The organism is Reyranella sp., assembly GCF_965249915.1.
Classification (GTDB): domain Bacteria; phylum Pseudomonadota; class Alphaproteobacteria; order Reyranellales; family Reyranellaceae; genus Reyranella.
Genome location: NZ_OZ252257.1, coordinates 5910398 through 5927188, shown reverse-complemented (window position 1 = coordinate 5927188; position 16791 = coordinate 5910398). Strand labels below are relative to the sequence as shown.

At 61.9% G+C, this 16791-nt stretch carries 12 protein-coding genes and 2 pseudogenes; 3 read left to right on the top strand and 11 right to left on the bottom strand.

Features of this window, described 5'->3' with window-relative positions; all coding sequences use genetic code 11:
• Nucleotides 1-27: 27 nt before the first annotated feature.
• The 10 genes from ACP15H_RS29130 to ACP15H_RS29085 all read right to left on the bottom strand — a co-directional run bounded on the left by ACP15H_RS29130 (nt 28) and on the right by ACP15H_RS29085 (nt 12710).
• Nucleotides 28-1476, bottom strand: coding sequence for a TolC family protein (locus ACP15H_RS29130; protein WP_425069606.1), 1449 nt, complete (start codon nt 1474-1476; stop codon nt 28-30).
• Between the two features lie 166 nt (nt 1477-1642).
• The gene (locus ACP15H_RS29125; RefSeq protein WP_425069605.1) at nt 1643-4786 is read right to left on the bottom strand and encodes an efflux RND transporter permease subunit; all 3144 of its coding nucleotides are present in this window, start codon (nt 4784-4786) and stop codon (nt 1643-1645) included.
• Nucleotides 4783-6048 (bottom strand): efflux RND transporter periplasmic adaptor subunit, encoded by a 1266-nt coding sequence (locus tag ACP15H_RS29120; RefSeq protein WP_425069604.1) that lies wholly within the window; start codon nt 6046-6048, stop codon nt 4783-4785. The genes ACP15H_RS29125 and ACP15H_RS29120 overlap by 4 nt, the downstream gene beginning before the upstream one ends.
• Nucleotides 6049-7037: 989 nt before the next feature.
• Nucleotides 7038-7457: a c-type cytochrome gene (locus ACP15H_RS29115; RefSeq protein WP_425069603.1), complete on the bottom strand. Its 420-nt coding sequence runs from the start codon at nt 7455-7457 to the stop codon at nt 7038-7040.
• 359 nt (nt 7458-7816) lie between these two features.
• Nucleotides 7817-8107 (bottom strand): copper-binding protein, encoded by a 291-nt coding sequence (locus ACP15H_RS29110; protein ID WP_425069602.1) that lies wholly within the window; start codon nt 8105-8107, stop codon nt 7817-7819.
• 25 nt (nt 8108-8132) lie between these two features.
• Nucleotides 8133-8624, bottom strand: a complete 492-nt coding sequence (locus ACP15H_RS29105; RefSeq protein ID WP_425069601.1) for a cupredoxin domain-containing protein — start codon at nt 8622-8624, stop codon at nt 8133-8135.
• A gap of 19 nt (nt 8625-8643) precedes the next feature.
• Nucleotides 8644-10035 carry a multicopper oxidase family protein gene (locus tag ACP15H_RS29100; protein WP_425069600.1) on the bottom strand — a complete coding sequence of 464 codons (1392 nt, stop codon included), beginning with the start codon at nt 10033-10035 and terminating at the stop codon, nt 8644-8646.
• A gap of 14 nt (nt 10036-10049) precedes the next feature.
• Nucleotides 10050-11486 (bottom strand): TolC family protein, encoded by a 1437-nt coding sequence (locus ACP15H_RS29095; protein ID WP_425069599.1) that lies wholly within the window; start codon nt 11484-11486, stop codon nt 10050-10052.
• 374 nt (nt 11487-11860) lie between these two features.
• Nucleotides 11861-12286 (bottom strand): hypothetical protein, encoded by a 426-nt coding sequence (locus tag ACP15H_RS29090; protein ID WP_425069598.1) that lies wholly within the window; start codon nt 12284-12286, stop codon nt 11861-11863.
• 55 nt (nt 12287-12341) lie between these two features.
• Nucleotides 12342-12710: a metal-sensitive transcriptional regulator gene (locus ACP15H_RS29085; protein ID WP_425069597.1), complete on the bottom strand. Its 369-nt coding sequence runs from the start codon at nt 12708-12710 to the stop codon at nt 12342-12344.
• Here ACP15H_RS29085 and ACP15H_RS29080 point away from each other — a divergent pair.
• The 3 genes and pseudogenes from ACP15H_RS29080 to ACP15H_RS29070 form a co-directional block, all read left to right on the top strand.
• Nucleotides 12657-15008 (top strand): heavy metal translocating P-type ATPase, encoded by a 2352-nt coding sequence (locus ACP15H_RS29080; protein WP_425069596.1) that lies wholly within the window; start codon nt 12657-12659, stop codon nt 15006-15008. The genes ACP15H_RS29085 and ACP15H_RS29080 overlap by 54 nt on opposite strands.
• A 68-nt stretch (nt 15009-15076) precedes the next feature.
• Nucleotides 15077-15835 (top strand): hypothetical protein, encoded by a 759-nt coding sequence (locus ACP15H_RS29075; RefSeq protein ID WP_425069595.1) that lies wholly within the window; start codon nt 15077-15079, stop codon nt 15833-15835.
• A 77-nt stretch (nt 15836-15912) separates the two neighbouring features.
• Nucleotides 15913-16518: pseudogene (locus ACP15H_RS29070) on the top strand (LysR family transcriptional regulator); the annotation flags it as partial.
• A 50-nt stretch (nt 16519-16568) separates the two neighbouring features.
• Here the strand turns inward: ACP15H_RS29070 and ACP15H_RS29065 are convergent.
• Nucleotides 16569-16784 (bottom strand): annotated as a pseudogene (locus ACP15H_RS29065) (DUF2274 domain-containing protein); the annotation flags it as partial.
• Between the last annotated feature and the right edge of the window lie 7 nt (nt 16785-16791).

Here is a 16791-nt window from a genome sequence, read left to right as displayed (position 1 = left end):
TGACGCAAGAATACGGGTTCTCCTGTCTCATTGCATCGGCGTCGATGTTGATGCCACGGGCTCGTTACTCACGGATCCACCGCTGCCTATGGAGAGCGCGGCCTGCAAGTCGGCGGCGGCGAGATAGAAATCGCGGCGGGCGTCCAGCGCTGAGGCGGTGGCGCCGATGCGCACGCGGGCGTCGACGAAGAATCTGAACAGATCGACGCGCATCCCCTCGCCGGCCAGCACGCCGTTGTTGTAGCGCAATGCCACTTCGCGGGAGACCGTGTGCCGCAACGGCAAGACGCGATCACGCCAGAATCGAGCGATGTCGTAGGTGCCGCGATAGGTGTCGTAGGCGATGCGCGCCTCGGAGCGGGCATTGACAGCCTTCGCAGCAAGCCGGTTCAGCGCCCGCATGTAGGTCTCTTGCGCCGTCCGCGTGCGCGCTTCGCCAGTGTCGAAGATGGGAAGTTGGAAGTCGAGCTGAGCGCCGCCGCGGTTGATTTGGGTGTTGGTGTTAGTCAGCGGGTTAGCCGACTCGCTGTTGAAGATACCGGCCAGCTGCAGCATTGAGACGTAGCGAGTGGCCTCGGTGAGCGACAGGGATTTGGCCAGCGCGGCGACGTCGTAGCGCGCCATGATCAAGTCGACCCTGCGGTTGATGGCTTCGATTTCCACCGCCGCCATCGATTCTGGTTCACCCGGCAGCGGCGGCAACTCGGCTGGCAGGTTGAAGGCGATGTCGCCTCCCCACAGGCCCATCAGGCGGATCAGCGTCTCGCGCTCGCGGCGCGCCGTGAGTCGGGCTTGGCCCATGCGTGCGCTCAGTTCGGCATAGAAGGCCGCGAGCTCGGCCTGATCGAGCTGATCGCCGCCACCGGCTTGACCTAGTTGCATGTTCAGCCTTACCGCCGTATCGACCGTGCCGCGCGCCTGATCCAATAAGCCGACCTGCTGGTGCGCTGCAACGGCGCGGACATAGGCCCGGCGCGTGTCAGTCGCGAGGGTCAGAGTGGTTGCCACCGCCTGCTGTCGAGCACGGGCAAACTGGTCGGCAGCGATCGCTGTGCGCCGAGGTAGAGTGATCAGGCTGAGAATGTCTCCGATCAGCCTCAGCTCGAAATTTGCCACGCCCGTGCCCCCAATATTCATCAAGGAGATCCCGGGATTGGGCGGCAGGCTCGCCTGGACATAGGCCGCTTCGGAGATTCCCAGGTCGTTGTAGGCGGCCTGTAAGTCGCGGTTGTTGAGCAGCGCCACCTGCACCGCCGCATCGGCCGAGAGCGGCGCGGCCAGTAGAACAGCGATCTGCTGTTTGGCCTGCTGCGCCTGCTCGACGCTGGCAATTTTGACGACCTTTTTGCCGATGCCGGGACCGATCTCGCGGTTAACGCTTTCCGCTACCTCGGTCATGCCGCCGTCGGGCGAGAATGAGGCGCAGCCGGCGAGCAAGCCGGCGAGTATCAATACGATGGTGAAAAACCGGGTCATGGCGCACTTCCCAAGCCGTGATAAACAGTTCCCGTCATCACTGGCCGATAGGGTGCGTCGGAGGCCGGTGCAGTCGAATCGTCGGGTCCGGGCAATGGCGTCAACGTCGGCGGCGGCGGCGTTGCGCAGGCTGCAAGCGCCAGGAACGCGACAAGGGCCATCTTTCTCATGTGTCGGCCTCCGCCAAGCGAGATGATGCCGGCTGCAGATTCCAGCCCTTTACCAAGGCGTAGAGCGCGGGAATGACCAACAAGGTGAGTAGGGTCGAGCTCACCATACCGCCGATCATCGGCACGGCAATGCGCTGCATCACTTCGGAGCCTGTCCCGGTGCTCCACAGGATCGGCAGCAGGCCAGCCATGATGGCCGTCACCGTCATCATCTTGGGCCGCACGCGCTCGACCGCGCCCTCGACAATGGCGGACCGCAGGTCGGTTCGGTCGAGCGGCCGGCCTTCGACCGCGCACTGGCGGCGCCGCTCCTTCAGTGCATGGTCGAGATAGATCAGCATGACCACGCCGGTCTCGGCGGCGACGCCCGCCAGGGCGATGAAGCCGACAGCCACGGCCACGCTCATGTTGAAGCCCAGCCACCACACGAACCAAAAGCCGCCGACCAGCGAGAACGGCAGCGATAGCATCACGATCAACGTCTCCGTCATGCGCCGGAAGTTGAGAAAGAGCAGGACGAAGATCAGCAGCAAGGTCCCCGGCACGACAATCTGCAATCGGGCCTCGGCCCGCTCGAGGAATTCAAACTGGCCACTCCAAATCGCGTAAGAGCCGGGCGGGAACTTGACCTTCTCCTGCACGGCGCGGCGCGCGTCGGCGACGTAGCCGCCGAGGTCGCGGTCGCGGAAATCGACGAAGACGTAGACCGCGAGTTGGGCGTTCTCGGTGCGAATGGTGGTCGGGCCCTGGTTTGGCTTCACCTGGGCAACTTGACCCAGCGGGATCATCCCGCCGCGCATGGTCGAAATCAGCACATCTGAGGCGATCGCCTGCGGATCGGAGCGGTAATCTCGCGGATAGCGCACGTTGATCGAGTAGCGCTCGCGACCCTCGACCGTCGTGCTGACCGCCTCGCCACCCAAGGCGCTCGACACCGCCAACTGCAAGTCTTCGATCGTGAGGCCGTACTGAGCGAGCCGCATGCGGTCGGGCACGATGTCGAGGAACGAACCGCCGGTGACCCTCTCGGCAAAGGCACTTGTGGTGCCGGGCACGCTGCGCACCGCCGCTTCAACCTGGCGGGCGAGATTCTCGAGTTCGCCGAGGTCTCGGCCCAGCAGCTTGACGCCCACGGGAGTGCGGATGCCGGTAGCCAGCATATCGGTACGGGCTTTGATGGGCATGGTCCAAGCGTTGCTGACGCCCGGGAATTGCAAGGCACGGTCCATCTCGGTGATCAGAAGGTCGACGTTCATGCCCGGCCGCCAATGGTCCTTGGGTTTGAGGTTGATCACCGTCTCGAACATTTCGAGAGGCGCTGGATCGGTCGCGGATAGGGCACGGCCGGCTTTGCCGTACACCGAAGCAACCTCGGGGAACGACTTTATGATCTTGTCCTGGGTCTGCAGCAGTTCCGCCGACTTGGTGACGGAGAGGCCAGGTAGAGTCGTCGGCATGTAGAGCAGCGTGCCCTCGTCGAGGGTGGGCATGAATTCAGTGCCGATTCGCATCGCCGGCCATGCCGTGGCGCCTAATATGGCAAGCGCTAGCACGATCGTCGGCACACGCGCCCACAGCACGAGCCTTATGGCCGGTCGATAAAGCCAGATCAGAAGCCGGTTCACCGGGTTGCGGCGCTCCGGCAGGATATGTCCGCGAACGAACAGAAGCATCAACGCCGGCACCAAGGTGACCGATAGCAGCGCTGCCGCGGCCATCGACAGACTCTTCGTCCAGGCCAGCGGTTTGAACATCCGGCCCTCCTGCGCTTCCAAAGTGAAGATCGGCAGGAACGACACGGTGATGACCAGCAGGCTGAAGAACAGAGCCGGACCGACCTCGACCGCCGCCTCGATGATCGCCTCACGGCGCGACTGGCCTGGTTTGAGCCGTTCCAGATGCTTGTGGGCGTTCTCGATCATGACGATGGCAGCGTCGATCATGGCGCCGATGGCGATGGCGATACCGCCGAGGCTCATAATATTAGAGCCAATACCCATGATGTGCATGGCAAGGAACGCCATCAGCACGCCGACTGGCAAGGTCACGATCGCGACCAGCGCGGAGCGAACATGCAGCAGGAACACGAAACACACGACCGCCACAACTACGCTCTCCTCGATCAGTGTGCGGATTAGCGTGTCGATGGCGCGGTGGATCAGGTCGGAGCGGTCGTATACCGCCTCGATGCGTACGCCCTCCGGCAGGCCGCCGGCGATCTCCTTGATCTTGGCCTTCACCTTGGCGATGACGTCGAGCGCGTTCTGGCCGAAACGCTGCAAGACGATGCCACTCACCACCTCGCCCTCGCCGTCGAGCTCGGCGACGCCGCGTCGCTCGTCGGGCCCGAATTCGACGCGCGCCACGTCGCGCAGCAGGACCGGAACAGACCCTTCGGCGCGCAGCACGATATGCTCGAGGTCCTCTGTGTTCTTGATGTAGCCGCGGCCGCGCACCATGAACTCAGTCTCGGCCATCTCGACGACCCGGCCGCCGACCTCGCGGTTGGAGGCGCGGATCGCCGCGATCACGCTCGCCAGGGGCACGCTGAAGCTGCGCAGTTTGGCCGGGTCGACCACGACGTTATATTGCCGCACGAAGCCGCCGACGCTTGCCACCTCGGCCACGCCCTCGGCCTTGGCCAGCGCGAAGCGGATGTACCAATCTTGCAGCGAACGCAGCTCGGCCAGCGAGCGGTTGGCGCCCAGCACGACATATTGATAGACCCAGCCGACGCCAGTTGCGTCCGGCCCCAAGGTTGGCTTGACATCGGCCGGCAGCTTCTGGGCACCCGAGTTGAGGTACTCCAGCACGCGGCTGCGCGCCCAATAGATGTCGGTGCCGTCTTCGAAGATGATGTAGACGAAGGACACGCCGAAGAACGAAAAGCCACGCACGGCGCGGCTGCGCGGCACCGCCAGCATGGCCGTGGTCAACGGATAGGTAACTTGGTCCTCAACCACCTGCGGCGCCTGACCTGGCATCTCGGTATAGACGATCACCTGGATGTCGGAGAGGTCGGGGATGGCGTCGAGCGAGACATGGCCGATCGCATAGAGACCTCCGCCGGTCAGGCCGAGGGTTGCGATGAATACCAGCAGGAGGTTGCGCGCCGACCAGCGGATGAGGCCGGCGATCATTTGGTCTCTCCCGCGGTAAACGCCGCGAGTGCTGCCCGGAGATTGCTCTCAGCGTCGATCAAGAAGGTGGCCGCCGTCACCACTCGCTCGCCCGGCTTCAGTCCGTCGAGCACCTGGACATATCCAGCCACCCGCGCGCCGAGCTTGACCGGCCGTGGCTCGTAGCGGCCCTCGCCGCGCTCGACCAGCACGACTTGGCGCTTGCCGCTGTCGATGACTGCAGAGTCGGGCACTGCCACCCATCGGCCCGGGATAGGCGCCTCGATCTCGACAGTGGCCGCCATGTCAGCTCGCAGCAGCCCCTCAGAATTGGCCACCTCTATTCTGAGTCGTGCCGTACGGCTTTCCTTGCCGAGGCTGGGATAGATGAAGGTCACGCGACCGGAAAACGGCCGGTCGGGCCAGGAATTGATGGTGACCTTGGCCGTGTCGCCCACCTTTACGAAGGCAAGATCCTGCTCGTAGACCTCGGCCAGCACCCACATGACCGACATGTCGACGATGCGAAACAGCACCTCGCCCGGCTGGTAGCGCATTCCCTTAACCGCCATCTTCTCCACGACCGTGCCGGCCTCCGGGGCAGGCACGCCGATGGTGCGTGGTGCGCGATCTCCCCGGCGCAACTTCTCAAGATCGGCCTCGGGATAGTCGAGGTTGCGGAGGCGGCCTTCGGCACCGCTTTGTGGCGTACCGCGGGACAGCATGAATTCCTGCTGAAGAACGTTGAGTTCGGGGCTGTAGACTTCAAACAGCTTCTGACCCGCCATCACGACGTCGCCGGTCGCATTGACATAAAGCTTCTCGATCCAGCCGCCGAACTTGGGAGCGACCACCGCCTGGCGGCGCTCGTCGTACTGCACCGAGGCGAAGGTGAGTACGGCGCGTGCCAGCGCCCGCTCTTCAACGACTTCGCTGCGCACGCCGAGCCTCTGCACGCGGTCGAGGCTCACCTTGACGACATTACCGTTCTCCGGCGCACTCTCGTCCTCGCACACGGGGATGTAGTCCATGCCCATCGAGTCCTTTTTCGGCACGGGAGAGGTATCGGGCGCCCCCATCGGATTGCGATAGAGCTTCGCCGGTTTGCCATCGCAAGGCCCACCGGCCGCTGCGGCAGCCTGGACGGCCTCCATCGGGGTGCCCAGTGTGATCCCCTTCCACAGCCACAGCACAGCGCCCGCACCAAGGCCCAGGACGAGGACGAGGACGAGCAATGCCAGCGACAGAGCGCCACTCCGCTTCGAACTCGATCTGTTCGACATACGACTTCCCTTCGAAAACCACGCGCACGATGGCGCTTGTCACGCCGCGCTACGCCGCCGGGCGTGCGCTACGCTCCTGCAATGATCGGGAAGTCAGATCCGCGGTGGGAAGGGATCGGGCGGCGGTGACCGGCCGTGCAGGGCGACCGGAGGACGGAGACTAGTAATCTCTGTGGTTGTAAGCGCCGGCAGGGAAAAACTGGCCACGCCGAGGGACGGCGCAGGGGATACGCAGGTCTGCACGCAACCTGCCATCGCCGGCTGGCAGGGCCCCTCCTGGCAATCAGGGCAATGGTCGCACGGCTCGGGCGCGGCCGTCTGAACCGGTACACTATTGCTAGAAGGTGCCCACGCCAGCACCACCACCGGCAAACTAGCCGCGAGAACGGCAAGACAGCCCAATAGTCTAGCGAGGAGGCGCAGACGACGCATGATTGACATAGTGTGCTAATCGACCGGACGTGCCAACAGCGCAGTTGTCACGGTAGCGTTATGCAGAGACGCTGATTTTAGGTGTAACGGCTGGCCAAAAACACTGGGACACCGCTCCAACAACGCGACTTGTTACGTCGCTCGGAGGTATTTACGAGAGCCGCAGCGCCCAACACAAGAACGACGAAGGCCCGTAGTCCAATCAACCACCCGCCCTACATCATGGCGCCGCAGGAGATGCCACGGTGCGCCGGGTCCCCTCTCCGATGGAGCGAAAACTCTCGCGAAACAAGCTATCTCATGAAATTGAATTTTCTATCCCGACGCTTTTTATTGTCGCGGTCGACCATAAACCGAATCTTGTATCCGATCGTCTCAGCGATGCAGCGAAGTTGCGGGAGAAAGGCGCCGCAATACAACGCACAGGCCTGCGGTCGCAAAGAAGAGAGCGCTTCGAAGAACCAAACAACGTGCCTACTCCAACACGGCAGCGATGGCAGAAAGTCGCCAAACTCGCGCAATCTCATGCAGTTCGCGTGCAGCGGGTGGCCAGCCCCTCATCGTGCGCCATTGAGGCGGTTCTGCCGAACCCTGATGTCCGCCGGCCACTGGCTCTTGATATAAGCCAGGATTGCCGCGATCTCTCGATCCGAGAGGGTATCTCGAAAGGCTGGCATATCGGTCAGGTAACCCTCCGGATAGGCTGCGGGACCACGCTGCGTGACGCCCATCAGGAAGGCATCCGAATGATGCCACGTATGTCCGCTTGCGTCATGCGGCGGTGCAGGGAGCCGGCCATTGGGAAGGCGTCGCTGCCAGTCCGGCTGTCCCTCGAGAGCGGTTCCGTGGCAACTCGCGCAAGCCGTCGCGTAGAGCCGCTTGCCGAGAGCAACCTGGTTGTTGTCGCTGGGATCGATACGGACCGGTCCCTCCCGAAAGAGCACGAAACCACTCGCCGTGAGAACGATCACGAGCATCGCGCTTCCAAACCCGATCCTCCGCCAGTCGCGGCGCGGCGTGGCAAACAATCGTCTACCCATCGATCGATTCCCTGGCTGTCGTGCCTTCGTCCTCCTGCCGTGGCTTCGGCTGCAGGCGGCAGTCCGCGTCCACGCACACGATGGTAAGGACCCGGCCCGACCCTCGGCAAATCACCTCGTAGGCGGTGACCAACGGTGACAGCGCCGTCTGCTTGATTGTGCCGGGTACGCAAGCCTGCTTGACCAGTATCGCCTGCAACTCGCGATCGTCGGCGACTGCCGACGACCCTCCAATGCCTATCAAGGCGGCTAGGCAGACGACGGAGCCTACCATCTCTTGTTTCATCGGCGCGCCGTCAGTGCCCTTTGCCTATCTTGGTGACGGTGATGGCACCATTGACGCGATCGGCCTCGAATTCGATCTTGTCCCCGGCGTTCACCTTTTCGAGCATGGCGGGATCAGCGACGCGGAACACCATGGTCATGGCGTCCATATCGAGATTCTTTATGGGGCCATGCTTCAGCGTGATCTTTCCCGCAGACTTGTCCACCTTGACGACCTCAGCCTTCACCATGTTGCCGTCGGCCCATGCCGGAACCGAGAACAGGATCGCAGTCAGCACGATGGTAATGATATTCTTGAACATCTGATACTCCTTTGGTTGCGTTCGCTCACTCGACGACGATGGTGCCGAACATGCCGGCCTGGCGGTGTCCGGGAATGAGGCAAGAGAAGTCGAAGGTGCCCGCCTTGGTAAACTGCCAGAGGATCTCCCCGGTTGCCTTGGGCTTCAGACGCTTCGCATTGGGGTCGTCGTGTTCCATGTCCGGATTCTTCTCCATGTCCTTCATGTGCTTCAGGTTTTCCTCGACCGTGCCGACGACGAACTCATGGTCGACGGCGCCATTGTTGCGAAGCTGGAAGCGGACCTGTTCGCCCTTCTTGAACTTGAGCTTGTCGGGCAGGAACAGCATCTTCCCATCATCCTCGCGGAAGACGATCTGAACGACGCGCGCGGGCTTCTTGGGATCACCCGGCTTGCCGTATAACGTGTCGTCGGCGTGCGAATGGCCTTCGCCTGGCTTGTGTCCGGGGCTAGCCATGGCCGTACCGGTCAGCAGCGCGGCAGCGATTGATGCAGTGAGGAGAGTTCGAGCTTTCAAGATTACCTCCATGATTGAACTACTTATGCGAGCCGTGAGAAGACGGTTTGACCACGCGCACAGGTGCGCCGCCGGGCTTTGCCGCAGGCGTGGGTGTAGGGGCACGAGTGGTGGTGGGCTTTGGTCCCTTCCATTCCCAGGCCACGGTTCCGGGCGGATTTTGATACCAGCCGGGATCCTTGTAGTCCCCCGCTGCCAACCCCTCGCGCACCTTTACGACTGAAAGCATGCCGCCCATCTCGATGGCGCCGAACTGGCCGAAGCCGGTCATCATCGGCAAGGTGTTGTCGGGCAGCGGCATCTCCATTTCACCCATGTCGGCCATGCCCGCACTGCCCATCGGCATGTAGTCCGGCACCATGCGCTTCATCTGTCTGGCGAACTGTTTCTTGTCGACGCCAATGAAGGTCCGGATATCGTGCCCCATCGCGTTCATCGTGTGATGGGACTTGTGGCAGTGGATCGCCCAGTCACCGGGATAGATCGCATCGAACTCGTAAGCACGCATGGCCCCTACCGGAATATCGATCGTGACCTCGGGCCAGCGTGCTTCGGGCCGCACCCATCCGCCGTCGGTACAGGTCACCTCGAAGTCGTAACCGTGCATATGGATCGGATGGTTGGTCATTGTGAGGTTTCCGACACGCACTCGTACGCGGTTGCCCTTCGCGATCACCAAGGGATCGATGCCGGGGAAGACGCGGCTGTTCCAGGTCCACATGTTGAAGGCGGTCATCTCCGCGACCTTGGGCACGTAGTTGCCGGGGTCGATATCGTAGGACGAGAGGAGGAAGACGAAGTCGCGATCGACTCGATGCAGCTTGGGATCGCGTGGATGGACGACGAAGAAGCCCATCATGCCCATGGCCATCTGGACCATCTCGTCGGCGTGCGGGTGGTACATGAAGGTCCCACTTTTCATGAGCTGATACTCATAAACGAAGGTTTGGCCTGGCTTGATGTGCGGTTGATTGAGGCCACCAACACCGTCCATGCCGGAAGGCAGGAGCTGGCCATGCCAGTGAATGGTCGTGTGCTCGGGTAGGCGATTGGTGACAAAGATACGGACTTTGTCGCCTTCAACCGCCTCGATCGTGGGGCCAGGGCTCTGTCCATTGTAGCCCCACAGCCGGGCGATCATGCCGGGCGCCATTTCGCGCTCAACCGGCTCGGCAACCAGATGGAACTCTTTCCAGTCCCCGTTCTGCCGCCAGGGTAGCGTCCAACCGTTCAGCGTCACGACAGGCTGATAGTCCGGTCCACTTGTCGGATATAGTGGCGGCTGCATCGTGTTAGTCGTGGTTGTCGGCGCTTCCGGAATTGACTGGGCCTGGACGCGACCGCTAACGGCGGCAGCGCCGAGGAGGGCAAGGCCCGATGCTCCGACGAGATCGCGTCTGGAGATGCTCATGTGATTCTCCTTTTCTAAAGTCCCAGAGGAACGGTTTCGGGAGGTGGAGTCGTGTTGATGACGCCGGACGGCGGAACGGTGCCGCCAACAATCAAAGCAGCCTGCATGTCGGCGACGGCGAGGTGGTAGTCGCGTAACGCATCGAGCGAGGCGATGTTGGTCGTGATTCGCTCGCGCTCCTCGATCAGCAGCTCGAAAACGTCGATGAGCATGCCGTTGTAACGGAGGAGAATCTCAGACGAAATTTGGCGTCGAAGCGGTACGATGCGCGACTGGTAGAATCGCGCGATATCGTAGGTCGCGCGATAGGTCGTGTAAGCAACTCGCGCTTCCGAGCGGGCGTTAACGGAACGCTCAATAAGTCTGTTGACGGCGCGCATATAGATTTCGCGCGCCGTGACCACACGGGCTTCACCCGTGTCAAAGATAGGGATCACGAGGCCTAGCTCGAGACCATACCTGTTCTTTGACGTCTGTTCGCCCGCATCATTGGTTTCCACTTCGTTTCTGAAGCCGAGACCAAGTTCCAGAAACGACATGTAGCGGGTGGCGTTGACGAATTTTGACGATTTCGCAAGCGTCACGATCTCGTAGCGAAGAATGATGAGGTCGACGCGCCGCTTCATCGCCTCGACTTCAACGTCCGCCAAAGCATCAGCGGCGGCGGGCAAGGCCGGAAGACGAGCCGGCAACTTATAGCTGAGATCACTTCCCCAAATGCCCAACATCCGATTTAAAGCTTCACGTGTGGTACTGACGCTCAGTCGCGCTTGGGCCACCTGGGCGCTCAGGTCGGCATAAAAGGCGGTGACGCGCGCTTGGTCGAGCTTGTTGGCGGCACCTGTTTCGCCAAGCTGCTTCATCATCTGGGCAGAAGCATCGGCGGTCTGCCGGGCCTGCTCCAGCAGGGCGAGGCGCTGCTGGGCAGCAATCGCCTTGATGTAAGTCCGACGTACGTCAATCGTCAGGCTGAGTGTCGTCGCGACCGCGCGGTAGCGCGCTTCTTCGAATTCGCGCTTCGCAATCTCAGTCTTTCTCGGCAGCGTTGCGAACGCGAGCAAGTTCCCGACGAGCTGAAAGCCGAATTCAACGAAGTTGCCTGTACCGAAGGAACGGCCCACGGTGATGGCCGGATTTGGGGGCAGGCTGGTCTGGACATACTCAGCCTCCGACACTCCAAGATCGTTGTAGGCCGCCTGTAGCCCGCGATTATTGAGCAGCGCAATCTGTACGGCCGTATCTTCGGTCAGGGGCTCCGACAGCAAGGCCTGTACGCGCTCGCGTGCGCGACGCATATCTTCGGGTGACGAAAGCTTGACCGCATCACGGCCAATTTCCTTCCGAATGCTGTCGGTGACTGGCGCCATGCCGCCATCGTCCGTGAACTTTGCGCAGCCCGCGGCCAGCAAGCTTACGCATGCAATGGCGGCAGTTCTTGTGATGATCTTCATTGTGACCGACCCCCGCCGGGAGCGACGCGATCATTGAGCTCCCGCCAGGGCTTCAGCCCGACAGGCATGTGGGAAGCAGTGCCGGACAACACCGGCTGGTAGGGCGTGGCGACGGTCGGAGCATCCGAGCTGGACGCATCGGTAGGCGACAACTCGGGCAATGGCGGCGCGGCGCAGGAAGCCACTCCCAGCGCGAGCACGGCTAGAACCAAGGATTTCATGATGACGACCCAGACGGAATTGACGTGAACGCGACGGACGGAGCATCGCCACGGGCCGCGGCGACCTCTTTGCGTTCACGCAAGTCAGGTGTCGTGAGGTGTTGAGCCTCTCACAGGCTCTCGACCGGACACGCGCCTATGGCGCGAACGCGGTCAGACGAGTCTGGGTGGGCGTTCGGAACGATCGCCGCAACGGCCTTCAAGCATATCGCTCAGCGCGGCGAAAAGGGGCGACACCACTCTGGGGCCAATCCACGGGTCGATCGCAGGAGCAGCCATGGCAGCATGGCATGCAACAGTGCAGCAACTTCCGGTGTGTTTCGCGGGGTTGCCGGCCGGGCATGGATCTTCGCTGCGCTCGACGAACGCATGATTCCCTTCCGCTAGTTCGGCACGACCCGCTGCGATATCTTTATGCTGGGAAGCCGCTGGCAGCGATGAGACCGATTCTGATGAAGATCGCGTATCCACGCCCGCATGACCGCCGTGAGCAGATGCAACACCCGCAGTGAGCACCCATGCCGCCAGCGCAAGCAAAACTGCCTGTGCAAGCTTTCTTAGAGAAAGAGCGGCGATCATGGGGATATAAATGAGCAGGGACCGATGAGTTGTCAATTGGCAGAATGGCGAGCGGTCAGCGGCGCCTACTGTCGAGGACTTCAAGGATCTCTTCGATCTTATTCATCCTGTCCTTCTCCGAGCCTGCATGGAAGGCGTGGGCCACACAATGTTGCAGATGGTCAGCAAGCGTCTCCTGCTCGACCTTGTTCAGCGCGGCGCGCACGGCGCGGACCTGCGTCAGCACGTCGATGCAGTACCGCTCCTCCTCAATCATTCGGGCGATCCCGCGCACCTGCCCCTCTATGCGGCTGAGCCGGGCGAGCTGAGATTTCTTTAATTTGGCGTCCATGGCTTGAACCGTACCCCTGTAGGGTATAAATGGCAAGCCATGAAACACGATTGCTGCAGCGGCGGACACGCCGACCATCAGGGCCACGCCCATTCCCGGCCCACCGCGACGGACCCCGTGTGCGGCATGACGGTGAACGTCGCGACGGCCAAGCACACCACCGTGCATGAAGGCCAGACCTATTACTTCTGCAACCCGAAGTGCCTGCAGAAGTTCGAGGCGGAGCCGGCCCGCTATCTCAAGCCAGGAGACGAGACGCCCGCCACCCCCGTAGCGCCCGGCACGATTTTCACCTGCCCCATGCATCCAGAAATCCGTCAGGTCGGGCCGGGGAGCTGCCCGATCTGCGGCATGGCGCTGGAACCCGCAGAGGTCTCGCTCGACGATGGCCCGAACCATGAGCTCATCGACATGTCGCGGCGCATGTGGATTGGCCTGGCTTTCAGCCTGCCCATCGTGGCTCTCGAAATGGGCGGACACCTTACGTCGCTTCACATGTTGCTCGATCAGAAGACTTCCAACTGGATTCAGCTGGTGCTCGCCACGCCGGTCGTGTTGTGGGCCGGCTGGCCCTTCTTCGTGCGTGGCTGGCAGTCCCTGGTCACACGCAACCTCAACATGTTCACGCTGATTGCCGTCGGCACTGGTGTGGCCTGGATCTACAGCGTCGTGGCCGTCCTCGCGCCTGGTCTGTTCCCGGCGGCCTTTCGGGGCAGCGATGGTTGGGTGGCGGTGTATTTCGAGGCCGCGGCCGTCATCACGGTCCTCGTCCTGCTGGGCCAAGTGCTCGAGCTCCGCGCGCGCGCGCAGACCTCCGGCGCCATCAAGGCCCTGCTTGATCTCGCTCCCAAGACCGCGCAACGGCTCAAGGAGGACGGTAGCGACGAGACTGTGCCGCTAGACGTCATCTCGGTCGGTGATCGCCTGCGCGTCAGGCCGGGCGAGAAGGTGCCCGTGGACGGCGAGGTGCTGAGCGGCCGGTCGGCGATCGACGAGTCGATGGTCACCGGCGAATCCATGCCCGTCACCAAGGAGACGGGTGCAAGCCTGATCGCCGGCACTCTCAATTCGACGGGCGCCTTGGTCATGCGCGCGGACAAGGTGGGCCGCGACACGATGCTCGCCCGCATCGTCCAGATGGTGGCCGAAGCTCAACGCAGTCGCGCGCCGATCCAGAGGCTAGCCGACCAGGTCTCTGGATACTTCGTGCCCGTCGTGATCGCCATCTCGATTACAGCCTTCATCGCCTGGTCCCTGTTCGGACCAGAACCGCGACTTGCCTTCGGGCTCGTCGCCGCAGTCGCCGTACTGATCATCGCATGTCCCTGCGCGCTCGGCCTTGCAACCCCCATGTCGATCATGGTCGGCGTCGGGCGCGGTGCGCAGGCAGGCGTCTTGATCAAAAACGCGGAAGCATTGGAGCGCATGGAGCGCGTGGATACGCTGGTGGTCGACAAGACCGGAACTTTAACGGAGGGCAAGCCGAAGGTGGTGGCCATCGTCCCTGCCAAGGAGTTCACGGAGGTCGCGGTCCTGACGCTGGCAGCAAGTGCCGAGAGGGCCAGCGAGCATCCGCTTGCCCTAGCGATCGTCAAGGAAGCTGCCGACCGAAAGATTGCGTTGTCTGAGGTGAGCGAGTTCGACTCGCCGACCGGCAAGGGCGTGACCGGCACGGTTGACGGTCGCAAACTAGTGCTTGGCAACGCAAAGTTCCTAGCGGAGTTCGGCGTCAGTCCGGACAGTCTGCAGGAAGAAGCGGAGCGTCTCCGGCTCGAGGGCGCAACCGCGATCTTCCTTGCAGTGGATGGAGCCCCGGCGGCTGTCTTTGCCATTGCCGATCCAGTGAAGCCGACAACGCCCGAGGCGATCCGCGCCCTTACCGCCGAGAACATCCGGGTCGTCATGCTAACCGGAGACAACCGCACCACGGCGGAAGCCGTCGCGCGCCGGCTCGGCATTGCCGAGGTCGAAGCGGACGTGCTTCCCGAACAGAAGAGCGCGATCATCGAGAAGTTGCGGGCCGAAGGCCGCGTCGTCGCCATGGCTGGCGACGGCGTCAATGACGCGCCTGCCCTGGCTGCGGCAGATGTCGGAATCGCGATGGGAACCGGCACGGACGTTGCAATCGAGAGTGCTGGCGTGACGCTGCTCAAGGGCGACCTGATGGGCATCGTGCGGGCCAGACGCTTGTCCGAAGCAACGATGCGCAACATCCGCCAGAATCTCTTCTTTGCCTTCGTCTACAATGCAGCCGGCATCCCGATCGCCGCAGGCGTACTCTACCCCTCTTTCGGCATCCTCCTGTCGCCGATCATCGCAGCGGCTGCCATGGCGCTGTCCTCCTTCAGCGTCATCGCAAACGCCTTGCGGTTGAGAGCCTTTCGGCTTTAACGCCTTTGTTCGCGCAAGCTACCAATGAAACCGGCGTCTCGTGGGAGGAACGCAGGTGGCGCCGCGAGATGCGGTCCGCGTGGTTGCGGCTGCTGGTTTTCGTCGTCCTCGTGCTTAACCTTATGGCCAATAGGCACGGCGAAAGCGTACTCGTCCATATTCAAGTTATCGGCTGGTACGTAATTGCGACCGCTGTTGCGTTGGTGTTGGCTTGGAAACGACGGGGGCCGGGCTGGTCGACGGCAGTCTTCGTTGTCATTGATGCGCTGTTGGTAGTGGCCCTCTTTCACGAACATCTGTTTGCACCCGGCCAAACGTTCGATCACAGCTTAACTGCCCCTTCCCTTGCGATCGGCTTTCTGTTGCTGACGCACACAGCCTTGCGATTGCGACCAGATCTTGTTCTCCTGTTCTCCACCGTCGTGCTGACGGGCTGGCTATCGCTACTCGCCATCACCCTCTTTGTGCACGCTCACCTGCATCCGATGGCGGCCAGCGAATGGTCCTTGTTTGGTGCCGAGGGCGCGCTCGCGGCGGCTTTCGCATTCGCCGCCTTCGTCTGTTACCTGCTGACAAAGGAGCATAGCGCGATTCTTGCCGAGGCTGTGGCAAGTGAAAGACGGCGCCAAATGCTGGCTCGGTTTTTTTCCCCCAGCGTAGTCGCGGAACTCCAGAACAATGCCACCGGCCTTGCTCTCGCCCGGCGACGCGCAGTGATAATGTTCGTCGATCTTCGCTCCTTCACCCGGCTTAGCGAAACGGCCAAGCCTGAGGCGATTGCCGAGCTTCTGTCGGAATACCGGCAACGGGTATCTCCCCGCCGTTAGACCTTGCTGAGAGGCATACTGCTTACTTTTCCAGTCTTGTGGTTCTAAAATTACAAACAGGGTGCAACCCTTCGGAGATGGAATTGTTGCCGCGTAGGGCGAGAACCTCGCAGGACGCCCGGCACTTTCCTGCTCAAATTCTGCAACAGGTACGTGGTCGGAACATGAACCTCGATCTAAGTTCGTTGCGCAGTGTAATTGCTGCTGCCGAGCACGGAAGCTTTCGGCAAGCTGCGACAGCCCTTAACCTTAAACAATCGGCACTCAGCCGGCGGATTCGGCACCTTGAAGAGCAAGTCGGTTTCCCTTTGTTCGAGCGCTCGAGTGGTGGAGTACGCCTCACGCCGGCTGGTGCGAGCATGACTCACGCGGCTCGCCGCCTGTTTGACGAAATCGACCACATGGTGACAGCGTCGCGGTTGGCCGACTGTGGAGAAGCAGGCGTGCTCAAGGCAGGCTTTGGAACAGCCGTGTCCACAAACAAGGTACGTACGGTGCTGGCGGAGCATATCAAGTCATTTCCAGGCATTGGCATACAAGTCACCGAACGCTCTCCGGCTCAATTGGCCGCCGCACTCGGAGCGGGAGACATAGATGTAGCCATCGTCGCCGGACAGGCGCGACAACATAGCGGACCTTCAATGTCCCTATGGTCGGAGCGCATTGTTGCGGCGCTATCTTCGCGGCACCCTCTTTCGAACAATGAGGTCATCGATTGGAACGACCTCAAAGACGAGACCTTTCGGCGCGCTCTCGCAAAGGCTCGATCCGCAGACATGAACCGAGCCAGCATAGGAGCCACGAGTTTCGCTGGATCGATCGTCTGCTCCGTTTCACGGCCAAGCGCCTCCGCATAGACAATGAGATCCCGGTGAATTGCTGCCGGCAGATCCACTGTCAGCTTCACAGGCTTCTCGTCCAGAATGGCACCGAGCTTTAGCTTGGACATGACGTTT

Excerpts from the sequence above, each read along its gene's own strand:
- ACP15H_RS29130 (WP_425069606.1), bottom strand. The coding sequence starts at position 1,476 with ATGACCCGGTTTTTCACCATCGTATTGATACTCGCCGGCTTGCTCGCC.
- ACP15H_RS29125 (WP_425069605.1), bottom strand. The coding sequence starts at position 4,786 with ATGATCGCCGGCCTCATCCGCTGGTCGGCGCGCAACCTCCTGCTGGTA.
- ACP15H_RS29120 (WP_425069604.1), bottom strand. The coding sequence starts at position 6,048 with ATGTCGAACAGATCGAGTTCGAAGCGGAGTGGCGCTCTGTCGCTGGCA.
- ACP15H_RS29115 (WP_425069603.1), bottom strand. The coding sequence starts at position 7,457 with ATGCTCGTGATCGTTCTCACGGCGAGTGGTTTCGTGCTCTTTCGGGAG.
- ACP15H_RS29110 (WP_425069602.1), bottom strand. The coding sequence starts at position 8,107 with ATGTTCAAGAATATCATTACCATCGTGCTGACTGCGATCCTGTTCTCG.
- ACP15H_RS29100 (WP_425069600.1), bottom strand. The coding sequence starts at position 10,035 with ATGAGCATCTCCAGACGCGATCTCGTCGGAGCATCGGGCCTTGCCCTC.
- ACP15H_RS29095 (WP_425069599.1), bottom strand. The coding sequence starts at position 11,486 with ATGAAGATCATCACAAGAACTGCCGCCATTGCATGCGTAAGCTTGCTG.
- ACP15H_RS29090 (WP_425069598.1), bottom strand. The coding sequence starts at position 12,286 with ATGATCGCCGCTCTTTCTCTAAGAAAGCTTGCACAGGCAGTTTTGCTT.
- ACP15H_RS29080 (WP_425069596.1), top strand. The coding sequence starts at position 12,657 with ATGAAACACGATTGCTGCAGCGGCGGACACGCCGACCATCAGGGCCAC.
- ACP15H_RS29085 (WP_425069597.1), bottom strand. The coding sequence starts at position 12,710 with ATGGGCGTGGCCCTGATGGTCGGCGTGTCCGCCGCTGCAGCAATCGTG.
- ACP15H_RS29075 (WP_425069595.1), top strand. The coding sequence starts at position 15,077 with ATGCGGTCCGCGTGGTTGCGGCTGCTGGTTTTCGTCGTCCTCGTGCTT.